Genomic DNA, 22390 nt, shown 5'->3' with positions numbered 1-22390 from the left:
AAGCACGCCGCCAGCGTTCATCCTGAGCCAGGATCAAACTCTCCGTTGAAAAATACAAACAGAACACACCAACACCACCCCGGAAAAAAGGACAGTAGCCGGTGCACATCCGATCAAGGCCAAAAAAACCCTCCAACCCACAGGGGCAGGCCGGAGAGCAAATCAACCAAACAAAAATTTGGTATCAACAAACTTGGCACACTATTGAGTTCTCAAACAACAGAAACAATCCGGGTAATTCAACCAGGAACAAAATTCCCGGCTTTTCCCCGCCGTTGTGTTTACAGCTTATTTCATTTCAATTCGCTTTGTCAATTCCGCGAATTCACCCGGAATAAACCAAACAAACAAAACAAACACCCACACCAAACCAGCCCGCCCCCGCACACCCAACAAACAGGCACACGAACCACAGACCAGAAAAAGTAAGGGAATTTTTGGCCGCCACACTCCCGCGGCGACTCAGAAAACACTACCCCACCCCCACCCCAAACACAAATCCACCCCCACACCCCCACCAACAAGCAAAGACACAGGGGTGGACCCGGAGAAGATCCGGCTTAAGCGCCCACCTGGACCATCGCCAGGGTGCGCTTGCCTCGCCGCATCAGCAGGAAACGTCCGTGCAGCAGCCGGGTGTCGTCGATCACTGCCTCGGGGTCCGTCACCTTCTCGTTGTTCACGTAGGCACCTCCTTCGGCCACGGTTCGCCGGGCGGCCGAGTTGGTCTTCGCCAGACCCGAGGCGACCAGCAGTTCGATGATGCCAAGCTGTCCCGGTGCAACCGTCGCCGCCGGCAGCTCACGGGTGGCCGCCGCCAGGGTGACTTCGTCAAGACCGGCCAAGTCGCCCTGCCCGAAGAGGGCAGCCGAGGCCGCGATGACTTTGTCAGTCGCCTCCACGCCGTGCACGAAGGAGGTGACCTCGTAGGCGAGGGTCCGCTGCGCTTCCCTGGCGTACGCCCGTTCGGCCACAGCCTGCTGCAGCTCCTCTATCTGTGCGCGCGTGAGGAAGGTGAAGACCTTCAGCCTGCCGACCACGTCCGCGTCGGAGGTGTTCAGCCAGAACTGGTAGAACTCGTAGGGGCTCGTCATCGCAGGGTCCAGCCAGACGGCGTTGCCCTCGCTCTTGCCGAACTTGGTGCCGTCGGAGTTCGTGATCAGCGGAGTGCCGATCGCATGCACGCTCTTGGCTTCGACCTTGCGGATCAGCTCGGTGCCGCTGGTGAGGTTGCCCCACTGGTCGGAGCCGCCGGTCTGCAGCACGCAGTTGTACTCGCGGAACAGCTGGAGGTAGTCCATCCCTTGCAGGATCTGGTAGCTGAACTCCGTGTAGCTGATCCCCTCGTCGGAGTTCAGCCGGGTGGCCACAATGTCCTTCTTGATCATCGTGCCGACCCGGAAATGCTTGCCGATTTCGCGCAGGAAGTCGATCGCGCTCATCGGTGCCGTCCAGTCCAGGTTGTTGACCATGCGCGCGGCATTCTCGCCCTCGAAGCTGAGGAACCGCTGCACCTGAGCCTGCAGGTAGCCCACCCATTCGGACACGGTCTCCTTGGTGTTGAGCACGCGCTCGGCGGTTTGGCGCGGGTCGCCGATCAGCCCGGTCGACCCGCCCACCAGGCCGAGGGGCTTGTGCCCGGCGAGCTGGAGGCGGCGCATCAGCAGCAGCTGGACGAGGTTTCCCAGGTGCAGGGAGGGGGCCGTCGGGTCGAACCCGCAGTAGTACGTGACGGGCTCCCCGGCGAGCAGCTTCTCCAGCTCCGCCTCGTCGGTGGAGACATGGACCAGGCCACGCCACTTGAGCTCCTGCCAGACGTTGGCGAAGCTCGGGTCGTTCTTGGGCGGTGTCAGGGCAGTTACGGGGACCACGATCCTAAAGTAGCAGGGCGGTTGCGGGGCTTAGGCGTCGACGCCGGGAAGCGGCGCTCCGGAGGTGATGATGCGCAGCCGTTGTGTCGGCCGGGTCATGGCGACATAGAGGTCACCGACCCGTCCGAAGGCGCCGTCGAGCAGGCCGTGCGGTTCCACGATCACGACGCCGTCGAACTCCAGCCCCTTGGCTTCCTTGGCGCTGATGACGACGATGTCCTGCTCATAGCTTCCGGCGCCGCTGCCGACCCGGGCCCCGTAGGCCCCGCGCACCGTCTTGCTCACCGAGGCGAGACGTTCACTGTTCGTGATGACAGCGAGCAGGCCGCCGTCGACGGCGGCAAGCTCCTCGGGGAGGACTTCGACCAGGCGCTCCAGCACCGAACCGTCCGTCACCCGGTCCACGACCGGGTCCCAGCGGCCCTCGCGCACCGCCTTCGGTGCCGACACCACCAGGCCCGCGGCGTTGGCCATCCGTGCGGCGGCTTCGGCGATCTGGGCCGGGGTGCGGTAGTTCACCGTGAGCTCCTCGAGCTGCCAGCGCCCGGCGAAGAACGGTTCCAGGGCGTTCTGCCACGAGCTCGCGCCGGCCGAGGCGCTGGTCTGCGCGATGTCCCCCACGATGGTGAAGGACTTCACCGGGCAGCGCCGGACAAGCAGGCGCCACTGCATGGCGGAGAGCTCCTGCGCCTCGTCCACCACGATGTGCCCGAACGCCCAGGTCCGGTCCACCGCGGCGCGTTCGGCGGCGCTGAGCCGTTCGGCGTGGACCTCGTTGTGCTCGGCCAGCTCGTCGGCGTCGACCAGGCCCTCCACGCCGGCGTTCTGGATCGCACGCTTGGCGTTTTCGACGTCGCGGCGGCGGTCCGCCTCCTGCGCAGCCTGGTCCCGGGCGGAGTTGGAGTCGAGTTCGCCGAGCAGTTCGGCGGCCTCGTCGAGCAGCGGCACATCGGCCTCGGTCCACGGGGCGCCCGGTTCGCGCCCCAGCAGGGCGCGCTCCTCGGCCGTGAGGAAGCCGGCGGCCGCCTCGAGCAGCGCCGGCTTGCTGAAGAGCTCAGTGATCAGCTTCTCCGGCGTCATCGGCATCCAGGCGAGGTTGAGGGCGATCCGCACGTCGCGGGCCTGCCGGACGTCCTCGGTCAGGTAGGACCGGTCCGCGTTGTTGCCCACCGATCCTGCCTCGAGCTTTTCGCGCAGCTGGTCCGTGAGCTCGCGCAGCAGGATCTTCACAAAGGTCACGCGCGCTTCGTTGTGCGGCTTGCCGGTGGCACGTGCCTTGTCCCGGGCGCGGCGCACCTGGCGCGGAGTCAGGATCAGGGTCTGGCCGTCCACCACCAGACGCCGGTCCCCCGCTGGCAGCCGCTGCCGGTTGGCGACGGCCTGCCGCACTGCGTCGGCCATCCCGATGCGGCCCTTGATTTGCGCCACGCGCGGGTCCTCTTCAGGGACGGCTTTGATGCCGGGCATCAACCGGCCCAGGCTGGTCATGACGACGCCGGTCTCGCCCAAGGAGGGAAGGACGCGCTCGATGTACTTCATGAACGACGACGACGGACCCACCAGCAGGACGCCGGCGGACTTCAGCCGTTCGCGGTGGGTGTACAGCAGGTACGCGGCGCGGTGCAGTGCCACTGCGGTCTTGCCGGTTCCGGGTCCGCCCTGGACCACGAGCGCGCCGGCCAGCGGCGAGCGGATGATGCGGTCCTGTTCGGCCTGGATCGTGCCGACAATGTCGGACATGCGCCCGGTTCGCTTGGAGTTCAGTGCCGCCAGCAGCGCCCCCTCACCCTGCAGGGCGTCGCCCTCGGTGAGCATCGTCGAGTCCAGGACGTCGTCCTCAATGGCCTTCACGTCGCGGCCCTGCAGGATCAGGTGCCTGCGGCGGCGCACTCCCTGGCGCTCGAAGGCCGTGGCCTGGTAGAAGGTGCCCGCTTCGGGGGCGCGCCAGTCCACCATGAGCCGCTGAAGGTCCTCGGTGAGCAGCCCGATGCGCCCGATGTAGCGCTCCTCGCCGGAGTCCAGGTCCAGCCGGCCGAAGACGAGCCGGTCGTCGACGGCGTTAAGCTGGGCGAGCCGGTCCTCGTACAGCGTGGCGAAGGCGTCACGCTCGGACCGGTTCTGGTGCGAGCCCGCGGTGGAACTGCGCCGGACCTGGGCCAGCTGGGCTTTCTTCTCTTCACGCAGCTCGTCGAGCCGGGCATACAGACCGGCTACGTAGTCGCGTTCGTGGGCCAATTCCCCGTCAAGCATTATGGCGATCCCTTCGCAAAAGGCAGACCATATATTCTACAGTGCTTTGCGCCGTCCTGTACCGGAAGGGCCGAGGGTCGGACTAGAGCCTGACCAGGGACCGGACGCGGTGGCCGCTGAGCGCGGCGCGCCCGCGCAGTTCACCCAGCTCCAGCACGACGCCGAACCCGGCGACGTGGATCCCCGCGTGCTCGAACAACCGGGAGGCGGCGGAGAGGGTGCCGCCGGTCGCCAGCACGTCGTCCAGGATGAGCACCCTCTGGCCGGCGGGCACGTCGTGCTTGTGCAGTTCCAGGGCTGCCGAGCCGTATTCGAGGTCGTAGTGTTCGGTGAAGACCTCCCGCGGCAGTTTTCCGGCCTTGCGGACGGTGACGACGCCGACGCCCGCGGCGTAGGCGGCCGCCGCGGCAAGCAGGAAGCCGCGCGCCTCAACCCCGGCGACGGCGTCGAACTGGCCGGCGAAGGGTTCGATCAGGGCGTGGACGACGGCCTTCAGTGCGGTGCCGTCGGCGAAGACAGGAGTCAGGTCCTTGAAGACAATGCCCGGCTTCGGATAGTTCGGAACGGTGGCGCAGAGGCGGTTGATGAGGACTTCGACAGATTCGGACCGCCGCGTCGCCGCGGGTACTGATTCATTCACCCCTCTACGCTACCGCCGTCAGCGTTCCTTGCGGACCGTGCGCGGCTTGGCCGCACGGTACACGGAGACCGTCGGATCCCCCTTGATCCAGAACCGCCACGGGTACTCGGTCGTGCCGCCTTCCCCCGCCACGCCCACGCGCGGGCCGGACGCGATCTGTGCCAGCGGGTGGTGCTCGCCCAGCACCAGGCCGAGGGCCGGCGTGCCCAGCGGGGCGCCGTTGTCGCCGCGGCCCAGGCCGAGCGCGGACGCCAGCCTGGCCGGCCCGCGTGCGAGGTCGCGCAGCCGGCTGACCGCCGGCCGCCGCGAGCGCGCCAGTTCCGTGCCTTCAATAACCTCCCCGGCCCGGAGCAGCACGCCGGAAGAGGTGCCCTCCGGGGAGCAGACCACATTGGCGCAGTAGTGCATGCCGTAGGTGAAGTAGACGTACAGGTGCCCCGGGGGCCCGAACATCACCTCGTTGCGAGCGGTCCGGCCGCGGAAGCTGTGCGAGCCGGGGTCGGGGAATTCCGAGTTGGCGGGCCCGCGGTAGGCCTCGACCTCGGTGATCCGCACTCCGACGGTGCCTTCCTCCGTGGTATGCCGCAGCACGGCGCCGAGCAGACGCGGCGCGGCGGCCACCGAGCCCTTCTCCAGCACGGCCAGCAGCTTGCTGTGTTCCGACTCCCCCACCGTCAGTGCGCGGCGGCCGGCAGAAGCCGGGAGTAGAAAGCGGTCAGCGCGTTGAGGTACCCCTCATCCGGATGGGCAGCCCGCTCATCGAGGTCGACGGCGAGCAGGTCAAGGCTCTGGTGCCAGAACGCCATGACCGGCGCGGCCGCGGCCGGGGCGAGGAAGAGGTGGGTCAGGGTCAGGTCGGTTCCGTCCGACCCGTTGGCGGCATCCGCAAGCTGGATGCGGACGACGCTTGCCGCCGGCGCGAGGTCCGCCGAGGTGAATTCGAGCAGCTCCTCGGAGAGGATCTCCGTATAGACCACGCTCGCCTGGCGGTCCCCGAAGTCGAAAACAGTGGTGCCGCCCACCTGCAGGTCAACCTCTGCTCCGCCGAACCATTTGAGCAGTTCCCCGGGCTCGGTGAGCGCGGCCCAGACACGGTCCCGGCGTGCGGGAATAAGCCGGTCGAAGCGCAGCCCCTCGTGCCCGAATTCGGTGACCGGCATCCCCATCGTGCGGGAGACGCCGTAGCGCCGGGCATAGTCGTCCCGCCGCCGCAGCCACGCCGACGGGTCGGGGGCTTCCCCGCGGCCCTCCGCGGCCGCTGCGAGCGCCTCGAGGATTCCCTGCCAGCCGGCGCTGCCTTCGGTCACGAAGTCCGCCGTCGGGCTCTGTGCCGTGAACCGGACCAAGGTGCCGTCTGCCTGCGGTTCCAGACGGAAGGCAGCGACCGATTCGAAGCCGAGCTCGTCGGACCAGGTGAGCGCCAGTTCCGATTCCTCGCGCAGCAGCAGCACGGTGCCGGCGGCCGCCCCGCCGTCGAGCGCCAGTGAATACGGCTCGTGCTCCTGCCACGGCGCGGTGAGGCTGCCGAGCCAGCGCTGCACGGCTTCGGGCTCCGTCATCGTGTGCCAGACGGCAGCCGGCGGGGCGGCCACGGGCTGGTCGATGTGGATGGAGTAGCCGTCCGCGGTGCGCTCGATCGCACCCCGGGCCGGTCCGCTGTCCGCGCTGGCCGCAGTCGCCGCTGTAGTCATGGCCCCAACGTACTCCAGCGTCCACCGGTCCGCTATGTTACCCGCGGGTGACATAGCTACGCTTGGGCCCGTGAAACGCTCCGCTCATCCCGCGCTTGTCCGGCTCCAGGTCAACCTGTGGCCGCCGCTGGCCTTCGCCGGCATCAGGATCACCTCCATCAGCGCCGACTTCCTGCGGATCACGGTCCGGCTGCGGGAGCACTGGTGGAACCGCAACGTGGCGGGTGTGCATTTCGGCGGCTCGCTGTTCGCCATGACGGACCCGTTCTGGATGATGCTGGTGATGCGCCATCTCGGTGACCGGCACGTCGTCTGGGACCGCGCGGCCGAAATCGAGTTCCTCAAGCCCGGGCGCGGGGACGTCAGCGCCACCTTTGCCATCACCGAGGAGCAACTGGAGGTCCTCCGCACCGCGGCCGCCGACGGCAGCAAGGTGCTCGAATGGTTTGAGGTGGACGTCACCGACGCGGACGGCGACGTCGTGGCACGGGTCCGCAAACAGGTGTACGTGCGCCGTAAGCGGCACGCGGCTGCCCTGGTTCCCCGCAGCAGCTAGTCCTGCGGCACGGGCACGCCCGCCGGCCAGGGCGCCAGCCCGGGCAGCGAAGCGGGGCCATCCTCCGAGCGGGCTGTCACGGTCCCCAGCGGCGCCCGGCCCGCCATCCAGGTCGCCAAGGAGGTGAGCGTCCCGGCCAGATGGACGGTGCGGGCACCGCTTCCCAGGTGCAGCACAGGGCCCCCGTCGGGCTCGAGCACGAAGGTCTCGGCCTCCGGCACCCTGGGTTCGAGGAAGCCCAGCAGGTGCCGGCAAAACTCGGGCGTCCACTGGGCGGGGGTGTTCCCGGCCTTCAGGTCGGAAGTGTGGATGACCAGCTCCCGCCACAGGGCGAAGACGCCGTCGCGCACCACACCGGAACGGAAGCTGATGCCGCGCTCCCAGTCCTCAGGGGCCAGGCCGGCGAGCGTGTCGACCGCGGTCGTCAGCGCCGTGCCGAGACGCTCCCGCTGTTCGGCGGCGGGCCGTGCAGCGCCCTCCTCGATGCGGCGCGTGCGGCCCTCGTAGCCTCCGTCGTACAGTTCGACGGAGGCGCCCCGGCGCGCATGCTCGAACTGGCGCGTCATCGCTTCGCTGATCCCCCACACGTGGGCGATCACGTGCCCGCGAGTCCAGTCCGGCAGCCCGGACGGGGCCCGGAGCTCATCGTCGCTGAGGGCAGCGACCACCCGCAGACATTCGGAGGCCGCGGCCGCGACCTGGGCGGTGAGGTGGGCGTCGGCGGCCCGGGCGCTGTTGTTCGCTGCAGTCATGAGCACAGCCTACTGTCCGCGGTCATTCCTCGCGGCCTGGACGTCCCTTGCGCCAGCGGCCGCCATCGGCGACATACCGGAGCCGGAGGTGCCTCCGGTCGTGGCTGCCCTGCCAGAACTCAACTTCCGCCGGCCGGAGGGCGTACAGCTGCCACTCGGGGTTCGGGCTCCCGTCTGCCCCGGGCCGGTCCTGCCAGTCACGCTCCGATGCTTCGGCGGAGAGCGGCGTGACCGCTCCGGCCACCCTCACCTGGCGGCCAAGGTCGGCCCAGAAGAAGTTCATCGCGGCACGCGGCTGCTGGTCGAGTTCGGAGGCCTTGCGCGAGGTCCGGCTGGTGGCGAAGTGCCAGCCGTCGGCGTCGAGGTCCTTGAGGATCAGCATCCGCGAGGACACGCGGCCTGCGGCGTCCGTGGTCGCCAGGCTCATCGCGTGCGGCTGCCGCAGCCCGGCGGCGATTGCCTCGTCCAGCCAGCGCAGGAACAGCGGGCCCGGTTCCTCCGGCGCCTGGTCCGGCTCGAACGACGGCAGGTTCTCGGGGAAGTCCGGCAGCGCGCGGAGCTGCTCGCGGAGGGTCTGTGCCATGCCGCCAGCATAGCGACCGCCCGGCATGCCCACTGCCGGAAAGCCAACAGCAGGGAAAGCCAACAGCCGGGAAAGCCAACAGCCGGGAAAACCGACGGCGCCCGTCCCGGATGGGGGCGGACGCCGTCGGTTGCCTGCAGGCCCGGGGGCTAGGACGCCCCGGCGGATTCCTGTCCGGCGTAGGCCGCGACCGAAGCCAGTTCGCGCTCCAGCGCCTCGAGCTGCCGCTCCACGGCGGCGGGCGCCGTGCCGCCCTGTGCGTTGCGGCTGTTGAGGGAGCCTTCCACTGTGAGGACCTCCCGCACCGCGGGAGTCAGGTGCCCGGAGATGGCGGCGTATTCCTCGTCCGTCAGGTCCCACAGCTCGACGCCGCGCGCCTCCGCGGTGCGGACGGCGGCGCCGGAGAGCTCGTGGGCCTCGCGGAACGGCACGCCTTGGCGCACCAGCCATTCGGCGATGTCGGTGGCCAGGGCGAAGCCCTGCGGCGCGAGGGATTCGAGCCGCTCGGTGTTGAAGGTCAGCGTGGCGATCATGCCGGACACCGCCGGCAGGAGCACCTCGAGCGTGTCCGTCGCGTCGAACACCGGCTCCTTGTCCTCCTGCAGGTCCCGGTTGTACGCCAGCGGCAGGCCCTTAAGTGTGGCCAGCAGTCCGGTCAGGTCGCCGATCAGCCGGCCGGCCTTGCCGCGGGCCAGCTCGGCCACATCCGGGTTCTTCTTCTGCGGCATGATGGATGAGCCGGTGGAGAATGCGTCGTCGAGCGTCACGAAGGAGAACTCCTTGGTGGCCCAGAGGATGACTTCCTCGCTGATCCGGGACAGGTCGACGCCGATCATGGCCGCGACCCACGCGAACTCGGCAAAGACATCGCGGGAGGCGGTGCCGTCGATTGAGTTGTGCACCGCGGAGGCGAAGCCCAGGTCCGCGGCCACTGCTTCCGGGTCCAGGCCGAGCGAGGATCCGGCGAGGGCCCCGGACCCGTAGGGCGAGACCGCCGCGCGCTTATCCCAGTCGGCCAGCCGCTGCACGTCGCGCAGCAGCGCCCAGGCGTGGGCGAGCAGGTGGTGGCTGAGCAGCACCGGCTGGGCGTGCTGCAGGTGGGTCCGGCCCGGCATGGCCACCCCGGCGTGCGCCTTCGCCTGCTCCACGAGTGCCCGCACCGTCTCGAGCACGCCGCGCGAGATGATGCGCGCGTGGTCGCGCAGGTACATGCGGCCCAGCGTGGCAATCTGGTCGTTGCGGGACCGGCCGGCCCGCAGCTTGCCGCCCAGCTGCACGCCGGCACGCTCAATCAGGCCGCGCTCGAGGGAGCCGTGCACGTCCTCGTCCGATTCGGCCGCCGTGTAGGCGCCGGAGCGGACGTCCGCCTCAAGCCGGTTGAGGGCGTCGAGCATGCCGGCCAGCTCGGCGTCATCGAGCAGCCCGGCCTTGTGCAGCACGCGGGCGTGCGCCTTGGACCCGGCAATGTCGTACAGCGCCAGCCGCCAGTCGAACTGGGTGGACTTGCTCAGCGCGGCCAGCGCGTCCGCGGGGCCGCCGGCGAACCGGCCGCCCCACAGCGCGCCTTCGTTCGTGCCGCTGGTCATTGTCCGGCGCGCTGGTCGCGGCCGGAGGCGACCTTGGAGGAGAGGCCGTAGATTTCAATGAAGCCCTTGGCCATGGACTGGTCGAACGTGTCGCCGGTGTCGTAGGTGGCGAGGTTGAAGTCGTACAGCGCGGTTCCGGAGCGGCGTCCCGTGACGGTGGCGCGGCCGCCGTGCAGTTCCATCCGGATCTCGCCGGAGACGTACTTCTGGGTGTCATCGAGGAACACGTCGAGGGAGCGCTTGAGCGGGGAGAACCACTGGCCGTCGTAGACCAGCTCGGTCCAGCGCTGGCCGACGGTCTTCTTGAACCGGGCCTGCTCGCGCTCGACGGTGACGTTTTCGAGTTCCTTGTGCGCGGCGATCAGCGCCATGGCGCCGGGGGCCTCGTAGATCTCGCGGCTCTTGATGCCCACCAGACGGTCCTCGACGATGTCGATCCGGCCCACACCCTGGGCACCGGCGCGGCGGTTCATTTCCTGGATGGCCTGCAGCGGGGTGACGGCGACGCCGTCGATGGCCACCGGCACGCCCTCCTTGAACGTGATGACGACCTCGTCCGCGGCCGGCGGGAACTCCGGGGAGGCGGTGTAGTCGTAGATGTCCTTGGTCGGGCCGTTCCAGATGTCCTCGAGGAAGCCTGTCTCCACCGCACGGCCCCAGACGTTCTGGTCGATCGAGAACGGGTTCTTCTTCGTGGTCTCGATCGGCAGGTTCTTCTCCTCGGCGAAGGCGATGGCCTTGTCGCGGGTGAGCGCCAGGTCGCGGACCGGGGCGATGCACTTCAGGTCCGGGCCCAGGGTCTGGATGCCGACCTCGAAGCGGACCTGGTCGTTGCCCTTGCCGGTGCAGCCGTGCGCGACGGTGGTGGCGCCGAACTGGCGGGCGGCGGCGACCAGGTGCTTGACGATCACGGGCCGGGAGAGCGCGGAAACCAGCGGGTAGGCGTCCATGTAGAGCGAGTTCGCCTTCAGCGCGGGCATGCAGTATTCGGCGGCGAATTCGTCGCGGGCATCGGCCACGTAGGCCTCGACGGCCCCGCAGTCCAGGGCGCGCTGGCGCACGGTCTCCAGCGATTCGCCGCCCTGCCCGACGTCGACGGCGACGGCGATGACTTCGGCGCCCGTGGCTTCGCCGATCCAGCCGATGGCTACGGAAGTGTCAAGGCCACCGGAGTAGGCCAAAACGATGCGGTCAGTCACGAAAAGCTCCTTGGATTGAGGTGGGGTGGTTTGTAGTCAGAATATCGGGTGCGCGGTGCCGGCCGGTCAGCCGGACCCTTCGTCGGCCATGCGCAGGAACCGGGCGGCGACGTCGGCTCCCCCGGCCGGGTCGCGGGTGACCAGCAGCACGGTGTCGTCCCCGGCGATGGTGCCCAGGATCGAGGGCATCACCGAGTGGTCGATGGCCAGGGCCAGGAAGTTCGCGGCGCCGGGCGGGGTTCGCAGCACCACGATGTTGCCGGAGGCTTCGGCCGTGACGAGCAGTTCCCCGCACAGCTTCACCAGCCGGCTGTCCAGCAGCTCCTGGCTCATGCCGCTCTGCGGCGCCTTCCCGCCGCCTTCGGCCGGCACCGCGTACACGAGGCCTCCGTCGGCGCCCCGGACGCGCACGGCGCGCAGCTCGACCAGGTCCCGGGAGAGGGTCGCCTGGCCGACCTGGACGCCCTCATCGGCCAGCAGCGCGGCGAGCTCGGCCTGCGAGCGGACGGCACGGCCGGTGAGGATAGTGGTGATCCTCGCCTGCCGGGCGGTCTTCGTGGCGGGGCTGAGCGGCCGCATTCAGTCCAGGCCCTGGACCGTGGCGAGCGAGGAACGGTGCATCAGCCAGGCCATCAGCGCCTTCTGGGCGTGCAGCCGGTTCTCGGCCTCGTCCCAGACCACGGACTGCGGCCCGTCGATGACGCCGGCACTGATTTCGTAGCCGCGGTAGGCGGGCAGGCAGTGCAGCACGATGGCATCGTCCGCGGCGCGGGCCAGGGCGGCCTCGTCGACGCTGTACGGGCGGAAGATCTCCGTGCGCGCAGCCTTCTCGTCTTCCTGCCCCATCGACACCCAGGTGTCCGTGGCGACGACGTCTGCCCCGTCCAGGGCGGCAGCCGGGTCGGTGGTCACGAGCACGGACCCTCCGGTTTCCGCGGCGCGCACCTCGGCGGCGGCGACCACGTCCGGAGAGGGCAGGTAGCCCTCCGGACCGGTGATCCGCACGTGCATCCCGGCCGTGACCCCGGCCAGCAGGTAGGAGTTGGCCATGTTGTTCGCCGCGTCGCCCAGGTAGACCATGGTCAGGCCCTGGAGCGTGCCCTTGTGCTCGCGCACCGTCAGCAGGTCCGCGAGCAGCTGGCAGGGGTGGTAGTCGTCGGAGAGGGCGTTGATCACCGGCACCCGGGAGTGCGCGGCCATCTCTTCGAGGCCGGACTGGGCGTAGGTCCGCCAGACGATGGTGTCGACCATGCGCTCGAGGACCTTGGCGGTGTCGGCCACCGACTCCTTGTGGCCCAGCTGCGACTCGCCGGAGCCGATGATCAGCGGCACCCCGCCGAGGTCGGCGACGCCGGCGGCGAAGGAGACCCTGGTACGGGTGGAGGTCTTGTCGAAGATCACCGCGACCGTCTTGCGTCCGGTGTCCGAACCGGCGTACGGGCTGTAGCCGTAGCGGTCCTTTTTCATGGCCGCGGCGAGGTCCAGGACCTCGGCCTGCTCGGCCGGGCTGAGGTCGGTGTCGACGAGGAAATGGCGGGTCATTCGATGGCTCCAATCGCGGTGGCGAGGATGTTCGGCAGCGCCTGGACGAATTGGTCCGCCTGGGCGCTGGTGAGGATCAGCGGCGGGGCGAGCCGGATGGTGCGCGGCCCCGGCGCATTGATGATGAACCCGGCGTCAAGGGCAGCGTTGACCGCCGCGGGCGCCATGTCGGCGTCGAGGTCGAAGCCGATCAGCAGGCCTTCGCCGCGCACCTCGGTCACGTGGTCCACGGCGGCGAGGGCGGTGCGCAGCTGTTCGCCGACGCGGCGTGCGTTCTCCATCACGCCCTGGGACTCGATCGCATGCAGTGTGGCCAGCGCCGCCGCGGTGGCCACCGGGTTGCCGCCGAAGGTCGTGCCGTGCTGGCCGGCAGTGAGCAGGTGCGAGGTCTGCTCGCCGTAGGTGATCAGCGCGCCGATCGGGAAGCCGCCGCCCAGACCCTTGGCCAGGGTCACCGCGTCGGGGACGATGCCGGCGTCGGCGGAGGCCAGCCACTTGCCTGTGCGGCCGATGCCGGTCTGGACTTCGTCCAGGATCAGCAGCGCACCGGCGGCCGTCGTCGCCTCCCGGGCCGCCCGCAGATAGCCCTCGGGCAGCGGCCGGACGCCCGCCTCGCCCTGGATCGGTTCCAGGAAGACGGCTGCGACTGTGTCGTCGACCGCGGCGCGGAGGGCCTCGACGTCGCCGAACGGGATGTGCACGACGCCGCCGGGCAGCGGTTCGAACGGCGTCCGGTAGGCCTCCTTGGCCGTCAGGGCGAGCGCGCCCATGGTCCGGCCGTGGAAGGCGCCCTCAAGCGCAATGATCCTGGTGCGGCCCGGTCCGGAGTTGCGCCGCGCCAGCTTGAACGCGGCCTCGTTCGCCTCGGTGCCCGAGTTCGCGAAGAACACCTTGGATCCCGCCGGAGCGCCCGCCAGCTGCAGGAGCTTCTCGGCGAGGGCGATCTGGGTGGGGCTGGTGAAGAAGTTGGAGACGTGGCCGAGCGTCGCCAGCTGGCTGGAGATGACCGAGGTGACAAACGGGTGGGCGTGGCCCAGCGCGTTCACGGCGATCCCGCCGAGCAGGTCCAGGTACTCCTTCCCGTCCGCGTCCCAGACGAGGCACCCGGCCCCGCGCACCAGCACGCGCTGGGGAGTGCCGAACACTCCCATCAGCGACGAAGAGTACCGCTGCAGCCACTGCGCGCCGCTGGCCTCCCCCACATGGGCCAGCTCCGCCGCCGTGGCCGCGCCAGGCGTCTCTGCCGGAGCAGGCTTTGGCTGCCCGGGGTCGGTGGGCATCTTCGCCGGAGCAGCAGCCGGTTGCCCGGGGTCGGCGGGCATCTTGGGGCAGGCAACCGGCTGCTGCGTAGGCAGCGTGCTATCCGCGTTCCCGGTCATACGTCATCCTCCTCGTCAGGCACCACCTGGGTGCCGATCCCGGCATCGGTGAAAATTTCCAGCAGCATGGAGTGTGCGCTGCGCCCGTCCACGATCGCCGCGCGCGCCACGCCCTCGTCGACGGCCTTCAGGCAGGCGGCCATCTTCGGGATCATCCCCGACTGCAGTCCCGGCAGCAGCTCGCGCAGCTCCCCCGCTTTGATCGAGGAGATCAGCGAGGACTTGTCCGGCCAGCTGCGGTACAGGCCCTCGACGTCGGTCAGGATCACCAGGCGGGAGGCGTTCAGCGCCACCGCCACGGCCGCCGCGGCGGTGTCAGCGTTGACGTTGAGCACCGAGGACGCGTCCCCGAGCTCCGGCGCCACCGTCGAGATCACCGGGATCCGGCCGGCGTCCAGGATGTCGAGGATGGCCGACGGATTCACACCCACCACTTCGCCCACCTGGCCCAGGTCCACTTCCTCGCCGTCGACGACGGTCCCCGTGCGCTGGGCCTGCAGCAGTGCGCCGTCCTCGCCGGACAGGCCCACCGCGTAGGGGCCGTGCGAGTTGATCAGGCCGACCAGCTCCCGGCCGACCTGCCCGGTGAGCACCATCCGGACCACATCCATGGCCTCCGGCGTCGTCACCCGCAGGCCGCCCTTGAACTCGGATTCGATGCCGAGCCGGTCCAGCATGGCGTTGATCTGCGGGCCGCCTCCGTGGACCACGACCGGCCGGATGCCGACGTGGTGCAGGAACACCATGTCCTCGGCGAAGGCCCGGCGGAGCTCGTCGCTGACCATCGCGTTGCCGCCGTACTTGACCACCATGACGCTGCCGGAGAAGCGCTGGATCCACGGCAGCGCCTCGATCAGGGTGACCGCCTTGTCCTGCGCGGTTTCCACGGAGTCGCTCATCGTCCTCTTCCCTAGCTCGAGTAGGCGCTGTTCTCGTGCACGTACTCGTGCGTGAGGTCGTTGGTCCAGATCGTCGCGGACGCGCCGCCGGCCTGCAGATCGATCTCCACGGTGACCTCGCGGCCGCTCAGGTCCACCAGGTCGCGGGGGTCGCCGATACCGCCGTTGCGGCAGATCTGCACCCCGTTGATCGACACATTCAGCTGGTCCGGCTCGAACACGGCGTCCGTGGTGCCGACGGCGGAGAGCACGCGGCCCCAGTTGGGGTCGTTGCCGAAAATGGCGGTCTTGAAGAGGTTGGACCGCGCCACCGCCCGGCTGGCGACCTCGGCGTCGCGCTCGCTCGCGGCATTGACGGTCGTGATGGCGATGTCGTGGCTGGCACCCTCGGCGTCGCGGATCAGCTGGCGGGCGAGGTCGGCGCAGACCTGCTGCAGGCCGACGGTGAACTCCACGTGGTCAGGGGTGACGCCGGAGGCGCCGGAAGCCAGCAGCACCACCGTGTCATTGGTGGACATGCAGCCGTCCGAATCCGTCCGGTCGAACGTCACGCGGGTGGCGTCGCGCAGCGCGACCTGCAGGCCCTCGGGGGCCATTTCGGCGTCGGTGGTGATGACGACGAGCATCGTGGCCAGGCCAGGGGCGAGCATGCCGGCACCCTTGGCCATGCCGCCGATGGTGTACCCGGCGCCGTCGTCGGCGCCGGTGCCCCGGTACACGGCCTGCTTGGCCACCGTGTCGGTGGTCATGATCGCCTCCGCCGCGCCGGACCCGCCGTCGGCGTCGAGGGCTGCCGCGGCTGCGTCCACGCCGGGCAACAGCTTGTCCATCGGCAGCTGCTCGCCGATCAGGCCCGTGGAGCAGACGACGACGTCGCCGGCCGAGACGCCCAGCACCGCCGCCACTCTTTCCGCGGTGGCATGCGTGTTCTGGAAGCCCTGCGCCCCGGTGCAGGCATTCGCACCGCCGGAATTGAGCACGACAGCGTCGACGCGTCCGTCTGTGACGACCTGGCGGGACCAGTGCACGGGAGCGGCGGCCACCCGGTTGGAGGTGAAGACGGCCGCGGCGCTCTTGGAGGGCCCGTCGTTGACGACGAGGGCCAGGTCCGGCTTGCCGGACGCCTTCAGTCCGGCGGTGACGCCTGCTGCGCGGAATCCCTGGGGTGCGGTGATGCTCACGGTGCCACTCCTTGCTGGTTCAGGCCGGCCGTCTCGTCGAAGCCCAGCGCGATGTTCATGGACTGCACGGCGCCGCCGGCGGTCCCCTTGGTCAGGTTGTCGATAGCGCAGCTGACAATCACCCGGCCCACATGCGAGTCGTAGGCCAACTGCAGCGCCACATGGTTGGACCCCTGCACGGATTTGGTCGAGGGCCACTGACCCTCCGGCAGCAGGTGAATGAACGGCTCGTCCTCGTAGGCATCCGCCCAAGCCTGCCGAAGCTCCTGGACGTCGAGCCCCTTGGCGACCTGCGGCGCCACCTTGGCGGTCGCCGTCGTGAGAATGCCGCGGCTCATCGGGGCCAGGGTCGGGGTGAAGGACACCGACACGGGCTCACCTGCCGCGTTGGAGAGGCCCTGTTCGATTTCCGGGGTGTGCCGGTGCCCGCCGCCGACGCCGTAGGGACTCATCGAGCCCATGACCTCGGAGCCGATGAGGTTCACCTTCGCGGCTTTCCCCGCGCCGGAGGTACCCGACGCCGAGACGATCACGACGTCGTCCGCCAGCAGCAGCCCGCGGGCGAACCCGGGGGCGAGGGCGAGCAGCGCGCTGGTCGGGTAGCAGCCCGGGACGGCGATCCGCCTGGCGCCGCGGAGCTTCTCCCGCTGGCCCGGCAGTTCGGGCAGCCCGTAGGGCCAGGTGCCGGCGTGCGCGGAGCCGTAGAACTTCTCCCAGGCCTGCGCGTCTTCGAGCCGGTGGTCCGCACCCGCGTCGATGACCAGGGTGCCTTCCGGCAGCTCGGCGGCGATCGCCGCGGAGGCTCCGTGCGGCAGGGCCAGGAAGACGACGTCGTGCCCGGCCAGGTTCTGCACGGAGGTTTCTTCGAGCAGCCGATCGGAGAGGGAGTGCAAATGCGGCTGCAACTCCCCTAGTCTGGAACCGGCATTGCTGTGCGCCGTAATGGCGCCGATCGTGACCTGCGGATGGTTGGCGAGCAGCCGCAGGACTTCGCCGCCTGCATAGCCGCTCGCGCCGGACACGGCAACGGAAATCGTCATGGCCCCACTATACAGCAAAACTATTCATTTCGCCCGATAATTATGCAGAAACCTCCGGCCCGGTTCCCCGTCCGCCGGTGCGCTTGCCGGTGACGGCCGACCCGGCGTGCCACGGCAGCGCCAGGGAGTCGGCGGTGCTCAGCAGCATCAGCACCGCCAGCGTCAGGAACGCCCCGCGGAACGGCCCTGCGGCTGCGTGGACACCGGTCCCGAAAAGGCGCAGCGACAGCGCGCCGACCGCAATTCCGGTGCCGGCGGCCAGCTGCACCAGCGTGGCCGAAAGCACGTTCGCGGAGGGCATCCGGGCGCCGTCGACATCGGCGTACTGCACCGAGGCATAGGCGGAGAAGCCGATCGACCGGAACGCTCCGCTGGCTGCGAGCAGCACGAAAACAAGCGGCTCGGGAGTGGCCGCAGTGAGGAAAGCACACGCGGCGAAGGTTCCGGCCGAGGCCAGGGAGGCCAACACCAGCACGGGTTTGAAGCCCCAGCGCACGATGATCGGAGTGGTGGCCGGCTTGATGGCGATGTTGCCCAGAAACAGCGCCGCGACCATCGCCCCGGCGTGCAGGGGGTTCCAGCCGAAGCCCGTCTGGAACAGCAGCGGCAGCAGGAACGGCACCGCGCTGATGGTGAGCCGGTACACGAAGCCGCCGGTCGACGTCGCCCGGAAGGTGCGCGCGCCGAACACGTCCAGGTCGAACAGCGGCTCGGCGGTCCGGCGCATGCTCCGGACCGCGGCTGCCAGCGCGGCCGCGCCGCCGACCAGCAGCAGGGCGCTCAGCCCGGGGGCCGACGGACCGGCCGCCAGCTCCAGGCCGATCACGATCGCACCGACGCCCGTCATGGTCAGCAGCAGCCCCCGCCAGTCGAGCCGCCGGGCACCGTCCCCGCCCCCGGCCGGAACCAGCCGCAGGGACGCCGCGAAAGCGACGGCGCCAAGCGGAAGGTTGATGAGGAAGATCCAGTGCCAGGACAGGTAGGTGGTGAACACTCCGCCCACCACCGGGGCGAGGACGGGAGCCAGCAGTCCCGGCCAGACCAGGAAGGCGGTGGCGCGCAGCAGATCCTGCTTGGGGGTGCCGCGCAGCACCGCCAGCGTGCCGACCGGAACCATCATGGCGCCGCCGGCCCCCTGCAGCACCCGGGCCGCCGTCAGCAGCGGCAGGGACGGGCTGAGCGCGCAGAGCAGGGAAGCTGTGGTGAAGACGGCCACGGCCAGGCTGAAGATCCGGCGGGCACCGAAGCGCTGCGCCAGCCATCCGCTCACCGGGATCCCGACGGCGACGGTGACCACGTAGGCGGTCATCGTGATGCCGACGTCCGCGGCAGCGCTGCCGAAGTCGGCGGCGATGCTGGGGATCGCCGTCACCAGCACCGTTCCGTCCAGGAACTCCATGAAGAAGGCAGCCGCCACCAGCAGGGCCAGCCGTGGATCGAAACGGGCGGCTGCCGGGGCGCTGCTCATGCGCGCGGAAGGGAGGTGGTCATCGCCCCATTGTGACCTGCGGGCCGCCCGCGCCGAAACGGCGTCCCGCGGTCCGTACAGGAAGCACGCTTACGATGGAGGGCGAGTGCAACGAAACGACAGGAGGCCACATCATGACCAAAGCCATTGTCGCCCGCGAGGCGGGCGGTCCCGAAGTCCTGGAACTTGCCGAGGTTGACCAGCCCGTTGCCGGTCCCGGCGAACTGCTGATCAAGGTCGCCGCCGCGGGCGTGAACTTCATCGAAACCTACCAGCGCACCGGCATCTACAACGTTCCGTTCCCCTTCACCCCGGGCGGGGAAGCTGCCGGCACTGTCGTGGCCGTGGGCGACGGCGTGGAGGATTTCGCGGTGGGTGACCGGGTGGCCACCGCCCAGGGCTCGCGCACGTACGCCGAGTGCGCCGTGATCGAAGCGGACAAGGCCCTTCCGGTGCCGGACGGGGTCAGCGACGAGGTCGCTGCCGCGCTTCCGTTGCAGGGCATGACCGCCCACTATCTGATCAACTCCACGTTCCGGGTCGAGCCGGGACAGACCGTGCTCACGCATGCGGGCGCCGGCGGTGTCGGCCTGCTGCTCACCCAGTTGCTCAAGGCCAAGGGCGTGCGCGTGATCACCACGGTGTCCACCGACGAGAAGGAAGCCTTGGCCAAGGGCGCCGGGGCCGACGTCGTGCTGCGGTACGAAGGCTTCGCGGACAAGGTGCGCGAGCTCACTGGCGGTGAGGGCGTGGACGTGGTGTACGACGGCGTCGGCCGGGACACCTTCGACGGCTCGCTCGCGAGCCTGCGGGTGCGCGGCATGCTGGTGCTCTTCGGCGCCGCCTCGGGTCCGGTGCCCGCGTTCGACATCCAGCGGCTGAACTCCGGCGGCTCGCTCTTCCTGACCCGGCCGACCATGGTGCACTACCTGCGCAACCCGCAGGAGCGGCGCTGGCGTGCGCAGGAGATCTTCGACGCCGCGGCCTCCGGCGCCCTCGACGTCCGGATCGGTGCGAGGTATCCGCTGGCGGACGCCGCCCAGGCGCACCGTGACCTGGAGGGCCGCAAGACGACCGGCAAGGTGCTGCTGGTCCCCTGAGCCGCTGATCCCCTCAGCCGTAAGGCGCATCCCCGGGTGCGCGAAAGGCCGCTAACGGCGGCTTTGCGTGAGCAAAGCCCGCCGTTAGCGGCCTTTCGGCTGTCCGGATCAGCACTGGCCGGATCAGCGCTGGACGGCGCCGTGCCGTTCCGCGGCCAGGGCGACGGCGGCGGCGCGCGACGCCGATGCCTCGTCCGCCGTCAGGGTCCGGTCAGCGGCACGGAAGCGCAGGCCGAAGGCCAGCGACTTCTTGCCGGGCTCGATGCCCGTGCCGCGGTAGTCGTCGAACAGGGCCACGTCCTCGAGCAGCTCGCCGGCTCCCTCCCGCAGCGTTTCGAGCACCTCGCCGGCCGGGACCGCGGCGTCGACCACGAGCGCGACGTCCTGGGTGGCGACCGGGAACGTGGAGATCGGGCGCCCGACGATCACGTCCGGCGCTGCAGCGAAAAGCACGTCGAGGTCCAGTTCCAGCGCGGCGGTCCGGGCCGGCGCGTCCAGCGAGGCGAGCAGCTTCGGGTGCAGTTCACCGGCGACGCCGACAGCTTCGCCGCTGCGCAGCGACAACTGCGCCGTGCGGCCGGGGTGGAACGCCTGGTGCGCGCCGGCCGTGACCACCAGGTCAACGCCGAGGACCCCGGCGACGAGCTTGGCGGCGTCGAGGGCGTCGGCCCAGTCCAGCGGCCGCGCTGCGTGTCCGGGCGCAGCAGGGGCGTCCGCGCCGGTGAAGACCGCTGCGAGGTGCTGCGGCTGCTCCGGGATGCCTGCAATGAGCGAATCCAGCACCTCGTCCGAGGGGCGCTCGGCTGCGGCCGGCAGCACCGGCGAACCGAGGGTCTCGCCGGGCAGGAACACCAGGCCGCCCTCGTAGAGCTGCAGGTCACGGAAGCCGCGGCCCACATTGCGCTTGAGGACCTCCAGCAGGCCCGGCAGCACCGAAGTGCGCAGGAACGCGTGTTCGTCGCTGAGCGGGTTGACCAATTTGACCGCGCTGCGCTCCGCTCCGGCCTCGGCAGTGCCGAAGACGTCGTTGGAGCTCTTGCTCACGAAGGGGTAGGAGAGCACCTCCGTCAGGCCGGCGTCGGCGAGTGCCTGCATCACGCGGCGGCGCTGCTGCTGGACCCGGGTGAGCCCGCGGCCGGGAGGGGCCACGGGCAGGGTCGCCGGGATCTTGTCGTAGCCGACCAGCCGGGCGATTTCCTCGGTGAGGTCGTCCTTGATCCGCAGGTCCGGGCGCCAGCTGGGCACCGCCACCCGGAAGCCGCCGTCGGCGCGGGTGACCGTCGCTCCGAGGTCGGTGAGGCTGCCGAGGATCTGCTCCTCGGTGAACTCCATGCCGATCCTCGCCGCCGTGTAGTCGGCCGGCAGGAAGATCTCCGTCTCGTCCGGCAGGGTGTGCACGTCGGTGACGGCGCCGTCTGCGGTGCCTCCGGCGAGGGCAACCAGCAGGTCCACCGCGCGCTGGGCCGCGATCGGAGCCACCGCGATGTCCACGCCGCGCTCGTAGCGCTTGGAGGCCTCGGAGAAGAGCTTGTGCCGCCGGGAGGACCGGGCGATGCTCACGGGTTCGAAATGCGCGGACTCGATCAGCACGTTCACCGTGCTGCCGGAGACTTCCGTGCTGGCTCCGCCCATCACGCCGGCGACGCCGATGGCGCCGGAGGCGTCCGTGATGAGCAGGTCCTCGTCGGAGAGCTTGCGCTCGGATGCGTCGAGGGTCCTGATGGTCTCCCCCGGGTGCGCGCGGCGCACCACGATGTCCCCGGTCAGCTTGTCCAGGTCGTAGAAGTGCAGCGGCTGGCCCAGTTCGAGCATCACGTAGTTCGAGATGTCGACGACCAACGAGATCGACCGCATCCCGGCCAGCCGCAGGCGCGAGGCCATCCACGGCGGGGTGGGCGCGGACGGGTTGACCCCGCGCACGGCCCGGGCGACGAACCTGTCGCAGCCCGTCCGGCCGTGGATCGGAGCCTTGTCGTCGATCCGCACCGGGTAACCGGCATCCTTCAGGGCCGGCACCGTGACCGTGGCAGCCGGATCCGTGAAGGCGGTTCCGGTGGCGTGGGCATACTCGCGGGCAACACCGCGGATGGAGAAGCAGTAGCTGCGGTCCGGGGTGACGTTGATCTCGGCCGCCTGGTCGTCAAGGCCCAGCAGCGGCAGCGCATCCTGGCCGATCTCCGGGTCGAGGCCGATGGTACTGAGCACCAGGATGCCGTCATGGTCCTCGCCGATGCCCAGCTCGCGCACGGAGGCGATCATGCCGTCGGAGACGTGGCCGTAGGTCTTGCGCGGGGCGATCCGGAAGTCCCCGGGCAGCACCGCCCCGGGCAGGGTCACCACGACCTTGTCTCCGGGCTCGAAGTTGTGGGCGCCGCAGACGATGCCGTGGATGTAGCTGCCGCCGTCGGCGGCCGTTTCGCCCTCGGGCGCGACCTGGACCTGGCACCAGTTGATGGTCTTGCCGTTGGACTGGGGTTCGGGCTCCTTGGAGAGGACCTTGCCGACGACGACGGGTCCGGAGATCGCGTCACCGGGCCGGTGGACGGCTTCTTCTTCGAGGCCGACCTTGACCAGTTCGGCCATCACGTCCTCGGCGGTCGCCTCCGCCGGCACCTGGGCGTACTCGCGCAGCCATGAAAGAGGGATACGCACC

At 69.8% G+C, this 22390-nt stretch carries 20 protein-coding genes; 3 read left to right on the top strand and 17 right to left on the bottom strand.

Annotated features, from left to right (window positions below; all coding sequences use genetic code 11):
* A partial coding sequence (locus KIH31_RS09205; RefSeq protein ID WP_214426768.1) for a hypothetical protein occupies positions 1-429 on the top strand: 429 nt, incomplete at its 5' end.
* A gap of 131 nt (positions 430-560) precedes the next feature.
* Here KIH31_RS09205 and tyrS read toward each other — a convergent pair.
* From tyrS to KIH31_RS09180, 5 genes are all read right to left on the bottom strand, one after another.
* Positions 561-1871: a tyrosine--tRNA ligase gene (gene tyrS, locus KIH31_RS09200; RefSeq protein ID WP_214426767.1), complete on the bottom strand. Its 1311-nt coding sequence runs from the start codon at positions 1869-1871 to the stop codon at positions 561-563.
* Positions 1872-1901: 30 nt separating this feature from the next.
* Positions 1902-4121 (bottom strand): UvrD-helicase domain-containing protein, encoded by a 2220-nt coding sequence (locus KIH31_RS09195; protein WP_214426766.1) that lies wholly within the window; start codon positions 4119-4121, stop codon positions 1902-1904.
* A gap of 82 nt (positions 4122-4203) precedes the next feature.
* Positions 4204-4761, bottom strand: a complete 558-nt coding sequence (locus tag KIH31_RS09190; protein WP_214426765.1) for an adenine phosphoribosyltransferase — start codon at positions 4759-4761, stop codon at positions 4204-4206.
* Between the two features lie 18 nt (positions 4762-4779).
* On the bottom strand, positions 4780-5433 hold the full coding sequence (locus tag KIH31_RS09185) for a DNA-3-methyladenine glycosylase (protein WP_307857593.1): 654 nt from the start codon (positions 5431-5433) through the stop codon (positions 4780-4782).
* A gap of 2 nt (positions 5434-5435) precedes the next feature.
* Entirely contained in the window at positions 5436-6452 is a 1017-nt protein-coding gene (locus KIH31_RS09180) for an SRPBCC domain-containing protein (RefSeq protein ID WP_214426764.1), read from the bottom strand.
* Between the two features lie 70 nt (positions 6453-6522).
* On the opposite strand from KIH31_RS09180, the gene KIH31_RS09175 reads away from it, so the two are divergent.
* Positions 6523-7008 carry a DUF4442 domain-containing protein gene (locus KIH31_RS09175; protein WP_307857592.1) on the top strand — a complete coding sequence of 162 codons (486 nt, stop codon included), beginning with the start codon at positions 6523-6525 and terminating at the stop codon, positions 7006-7008.
* Here KIH31_RS09175 and KIH31_RS09170 read toward each other — a convergent pair.
* The 11 genes from KIH31_RS09170 to KIH31_RS09120 form a co-directional block, all read right to left on the bottom strand.
* Entirely contained in the window at positions 7005-7760 is a 756-nt protein-coding gene (locus KIH31_RS09170) for a maleylpyruvate isomerase family mycothiol-dependent enzyme (RefSeq protein ID WP_214426762.1), read from the bottom strand. The two genes, KIH31_RS09175 and KIH31_RS09170, sit on opposite strands and share 4 nt — an antisense overlap.
* A gap of 22 nt (positions 7761-7782) precedes the next feature.
* A complete protein-coding gene (locus KIH31_RS09165) occupies positions 7783-8343 on the bottom strand; it encodes a pyridoxal 5'-phosphate synthase (protein ID WP_214426761.1) in 561 nt (186 codons plus the stop codon).
* 149 nt (positions 8344-8492) lie between these two features.
* Positions 8493-9929 carry an argininosuccinate lyase gene (gene argH / locus KIH31_RS09160; RefSeq protein ID WP_214426760.1) on the bottom strand — a complete coding sequence of 479 codons (1437 nt, stop codon included), beginning with the start codon at positions 9927-9929 and terminating at the stop codon, positions 8493-8495.
* Complete coding sequence (locus KIH31_RS09155) at positions 9926-11128, bottom strand: argininosuccinate synthase (protein ID WP_214426759.1); 1203 nt, start codon at positions 11126-11128, stop codon at positions 9926-9928. Before KIH31_RS09155 ends, argH begins: the two co-directional genes overlap by 4 nt.
* 66 nt (positions 11129-11194) lie before the next feature.
* A complete protein-coding gene (locus KIH31_RS09150) occupies positions 11195-11707 on the bottom strand; it encodes an arginine repressor (RefSeq protein WP_214426758.1) in 513 nt (170 codons plus the stop codon).
* Positions 11708-12670 carry an ornithine carbamoyltransferase gene (gene argF / locus KIH31_RS09145; protein WP_214426757.1) on the bottom strand — a complete coding sequence of 321 codons (963 nt, stop codon included), beginning with the start codon at positions 12668-12670 and terminating at the stop codon, positions 11708-11710.
* Complete coding sequence (locus KIH31_RS09140; protein WP_214426836.1) at positions 12667-13950, bottom strand: acetylornithine transaminase; 1284 nt, start codon at positions 13948-13950, stop codon at positions 12667-12669. Before KIH31_RS09140 ends, argF begins: the two co-directional genes overlap by 4 nt.
* A 95-nt stretch (positions 13951-14045) precedes the next feature.
* Complete coding sequence (argB, locus tag KIH31_RS09135) at positions 14046-14948, bottom strand: acetylglutamate kinase (RefSeq protein WP_214426756.1); 903 nt, start codon at positions 14946-14948, stop codon at positions 14046-14048.
* Positions 14949-14959: 11 nt separating this feature from the next.
* Positions 14960-16129, bottom strand: a complete 1170-nt coding sequence (gene argJ, locus KIH31_RS09130; RefSeq protein ID WP_214426755.1) for a bifunctional glutamate N-acetyltransferase/amino-acid acetyltransferase ArgJ — start codon at positions 16127-16129, stop codon at positions 14960-14962.
* Positions 16126-17169: an N-acetyl-gamma-glutamyl-phosphate reductase gene (gene argC / locus KIH31_RS09125; RefSeq protein WP_214426754.1), complete on the bottom strand. Its 1044-nt coding sequence runs from the start codon at positions 17167-17169 to the stop codon at positions 16126-16128. Before argC ends, argJ begins: the two co-directional genes overlap by 4 nt.
* Positions 17170-17209: 40 nt before the next feature.
* Positions 17210-18637 (bottom strand): MFS transporter, encoded by a 1428-nt coding sequence (locus tag KIH31_RS09120; RefSeq protein ID WP_214426753.1) that lies wholly within the window; start codon positions 18635-18637, stop codon positions 17210-17212.
* Positions 18638-18771: 134 nt separating this feature from the next.
* On the opposite strand from KIH31_RS09120, the gene KIH31_RS09115 reads away from it, so the two are divergent.
* Positions 18772-19737, top strand: coding sequence for a quinone oxidoreductase (locus tag KIH31_RS09115; RefSeq protein WP_214426752.1), 966 nt, complete (start codon positions 18772-18774; stop codon positions 19735-19737).
* A 123-nt stretch (positions 19738-19860) separates the two neighbouring features.
* Here KIH31_RS09115 and pheT read toward each other — a convergent pair whose 3' ends face one another.
* Positions 19861-22389, bottom strand: coding sequence for a phenylalanine--tRNA ligase subunit beta (gene pheT / locus KIH31_RS09110; protein ID WP_214426751.1), 2529 nt, complete (start codon positions 22387-22389; stop codon positions 19861-19863).
* Position 22390: the final 1 nt, after the last annotated feature.

Origin of the sequence: Paenarthrobacter sp. DKR-5 (assembly GCF_018531425.1) — a bacterium.
GTDB lineage: Bacteria > Actinomycetota > Actinomycetes > Actinomycetales > Micrococcaceae > DKR-5.
The sequence above is the reverse complement of the archived record's forward strand: the minus strand, read 5'-3'. Positions and strand labels throughout refer to the sequence as shown.

What these genes read in the sequence shown, in the direction of transcription:
- KIH31_RS09195 (WP_214426766.1), bottom strand. Translation starts at nt 4,121, where the DNA reads ATGCTTGACGGGGAATTGGCCCACGAACGCGACTACGTAGCCGGTCTG.
- KIH31_RS09180 (WP_214426764.1), bottom strand. Translation starts at nt 6,452, where the DNA reads ATGACTACAGCGGCGACTGCGGCCAGCGCGGACAGCGGACCGGCCCGG.
- KIH31_RS09170 (WP_214426762.1), bottom strand. Translation starts at nt 7,760, where the DNA reads ATGACTGCAGCGAACAACAGCGCCCGGGCCGCCGACGCCCACCTCACC.
- KIH31_RS09165 (WP_214426761.1), bottom strand. Translation starts at nt 8,343, where the DNA reads ATGGCACAGACCCTCCGCGAGCAGCTCCGCGCGCTGCCGGACTTCCCC.
- argH (WP_214426760.1), bottom strand. Translation starts at nt 9,929, where the DNA reads ATGACCAGCGGCACGAACGAAGGCGCGCTGTGGGGCGGCCGGTTCGCC.
- KIH31_RS09150 (WP_214426758.1), bottom strand. Translation starts at nt 11,707, where the DNA reads ATGCGGCCGCTCAGCCCCGCCACGAAGACCGCCCGGCAGGCGAGGATC.
- argF (WP_214426757.1), bottom strand. Translation starts at nt 12,670, where the DNA reads ATGACCCGCCATTTCCTCGTCGACACCGACCTCAGCCCGGCCGAGCAG.
- KIH31_RS09140 (WP_214426836.1), bottom strand. Translation starts at nt 13,950, where the DNA reads ATGCCCACCGACCCCGGGCAGCCAAAGCCTGCTCCGGCAGAGACGCCT.
- argB (WP_214426756.1), bottom strand. Translation starts at nt 14,948, where the DNA reads ATGAGCGACTCCGTGGAAACCGCGCAGGACAAGGCGGTCACCCTGATC.
- argC (WP_214426754.1), bottom strand. Translation starts at nt 17,169, where the DNA reads ATGACGATTTCCGTTGCCGTGTCCGGCGCGAGCGGCTATGCAGGCGGC.
- KIH31_RS09120 (WP_214426753.1), bottom strand. Translation starts at nt 18,637, where the DNA reads ATGAGCAGCGCCCCGGCAGCCGCCCGTTTCGATCCACGGCTGGCCCTG.
- KIH31_RS09115 (WP_214426752.1), top strand. Translation starts at nt 18,772, where the DNA reads ATGACCAAAGCCATTGTCGCCCGCGAGGCGGGCGGTCCCGAAGTCCTG.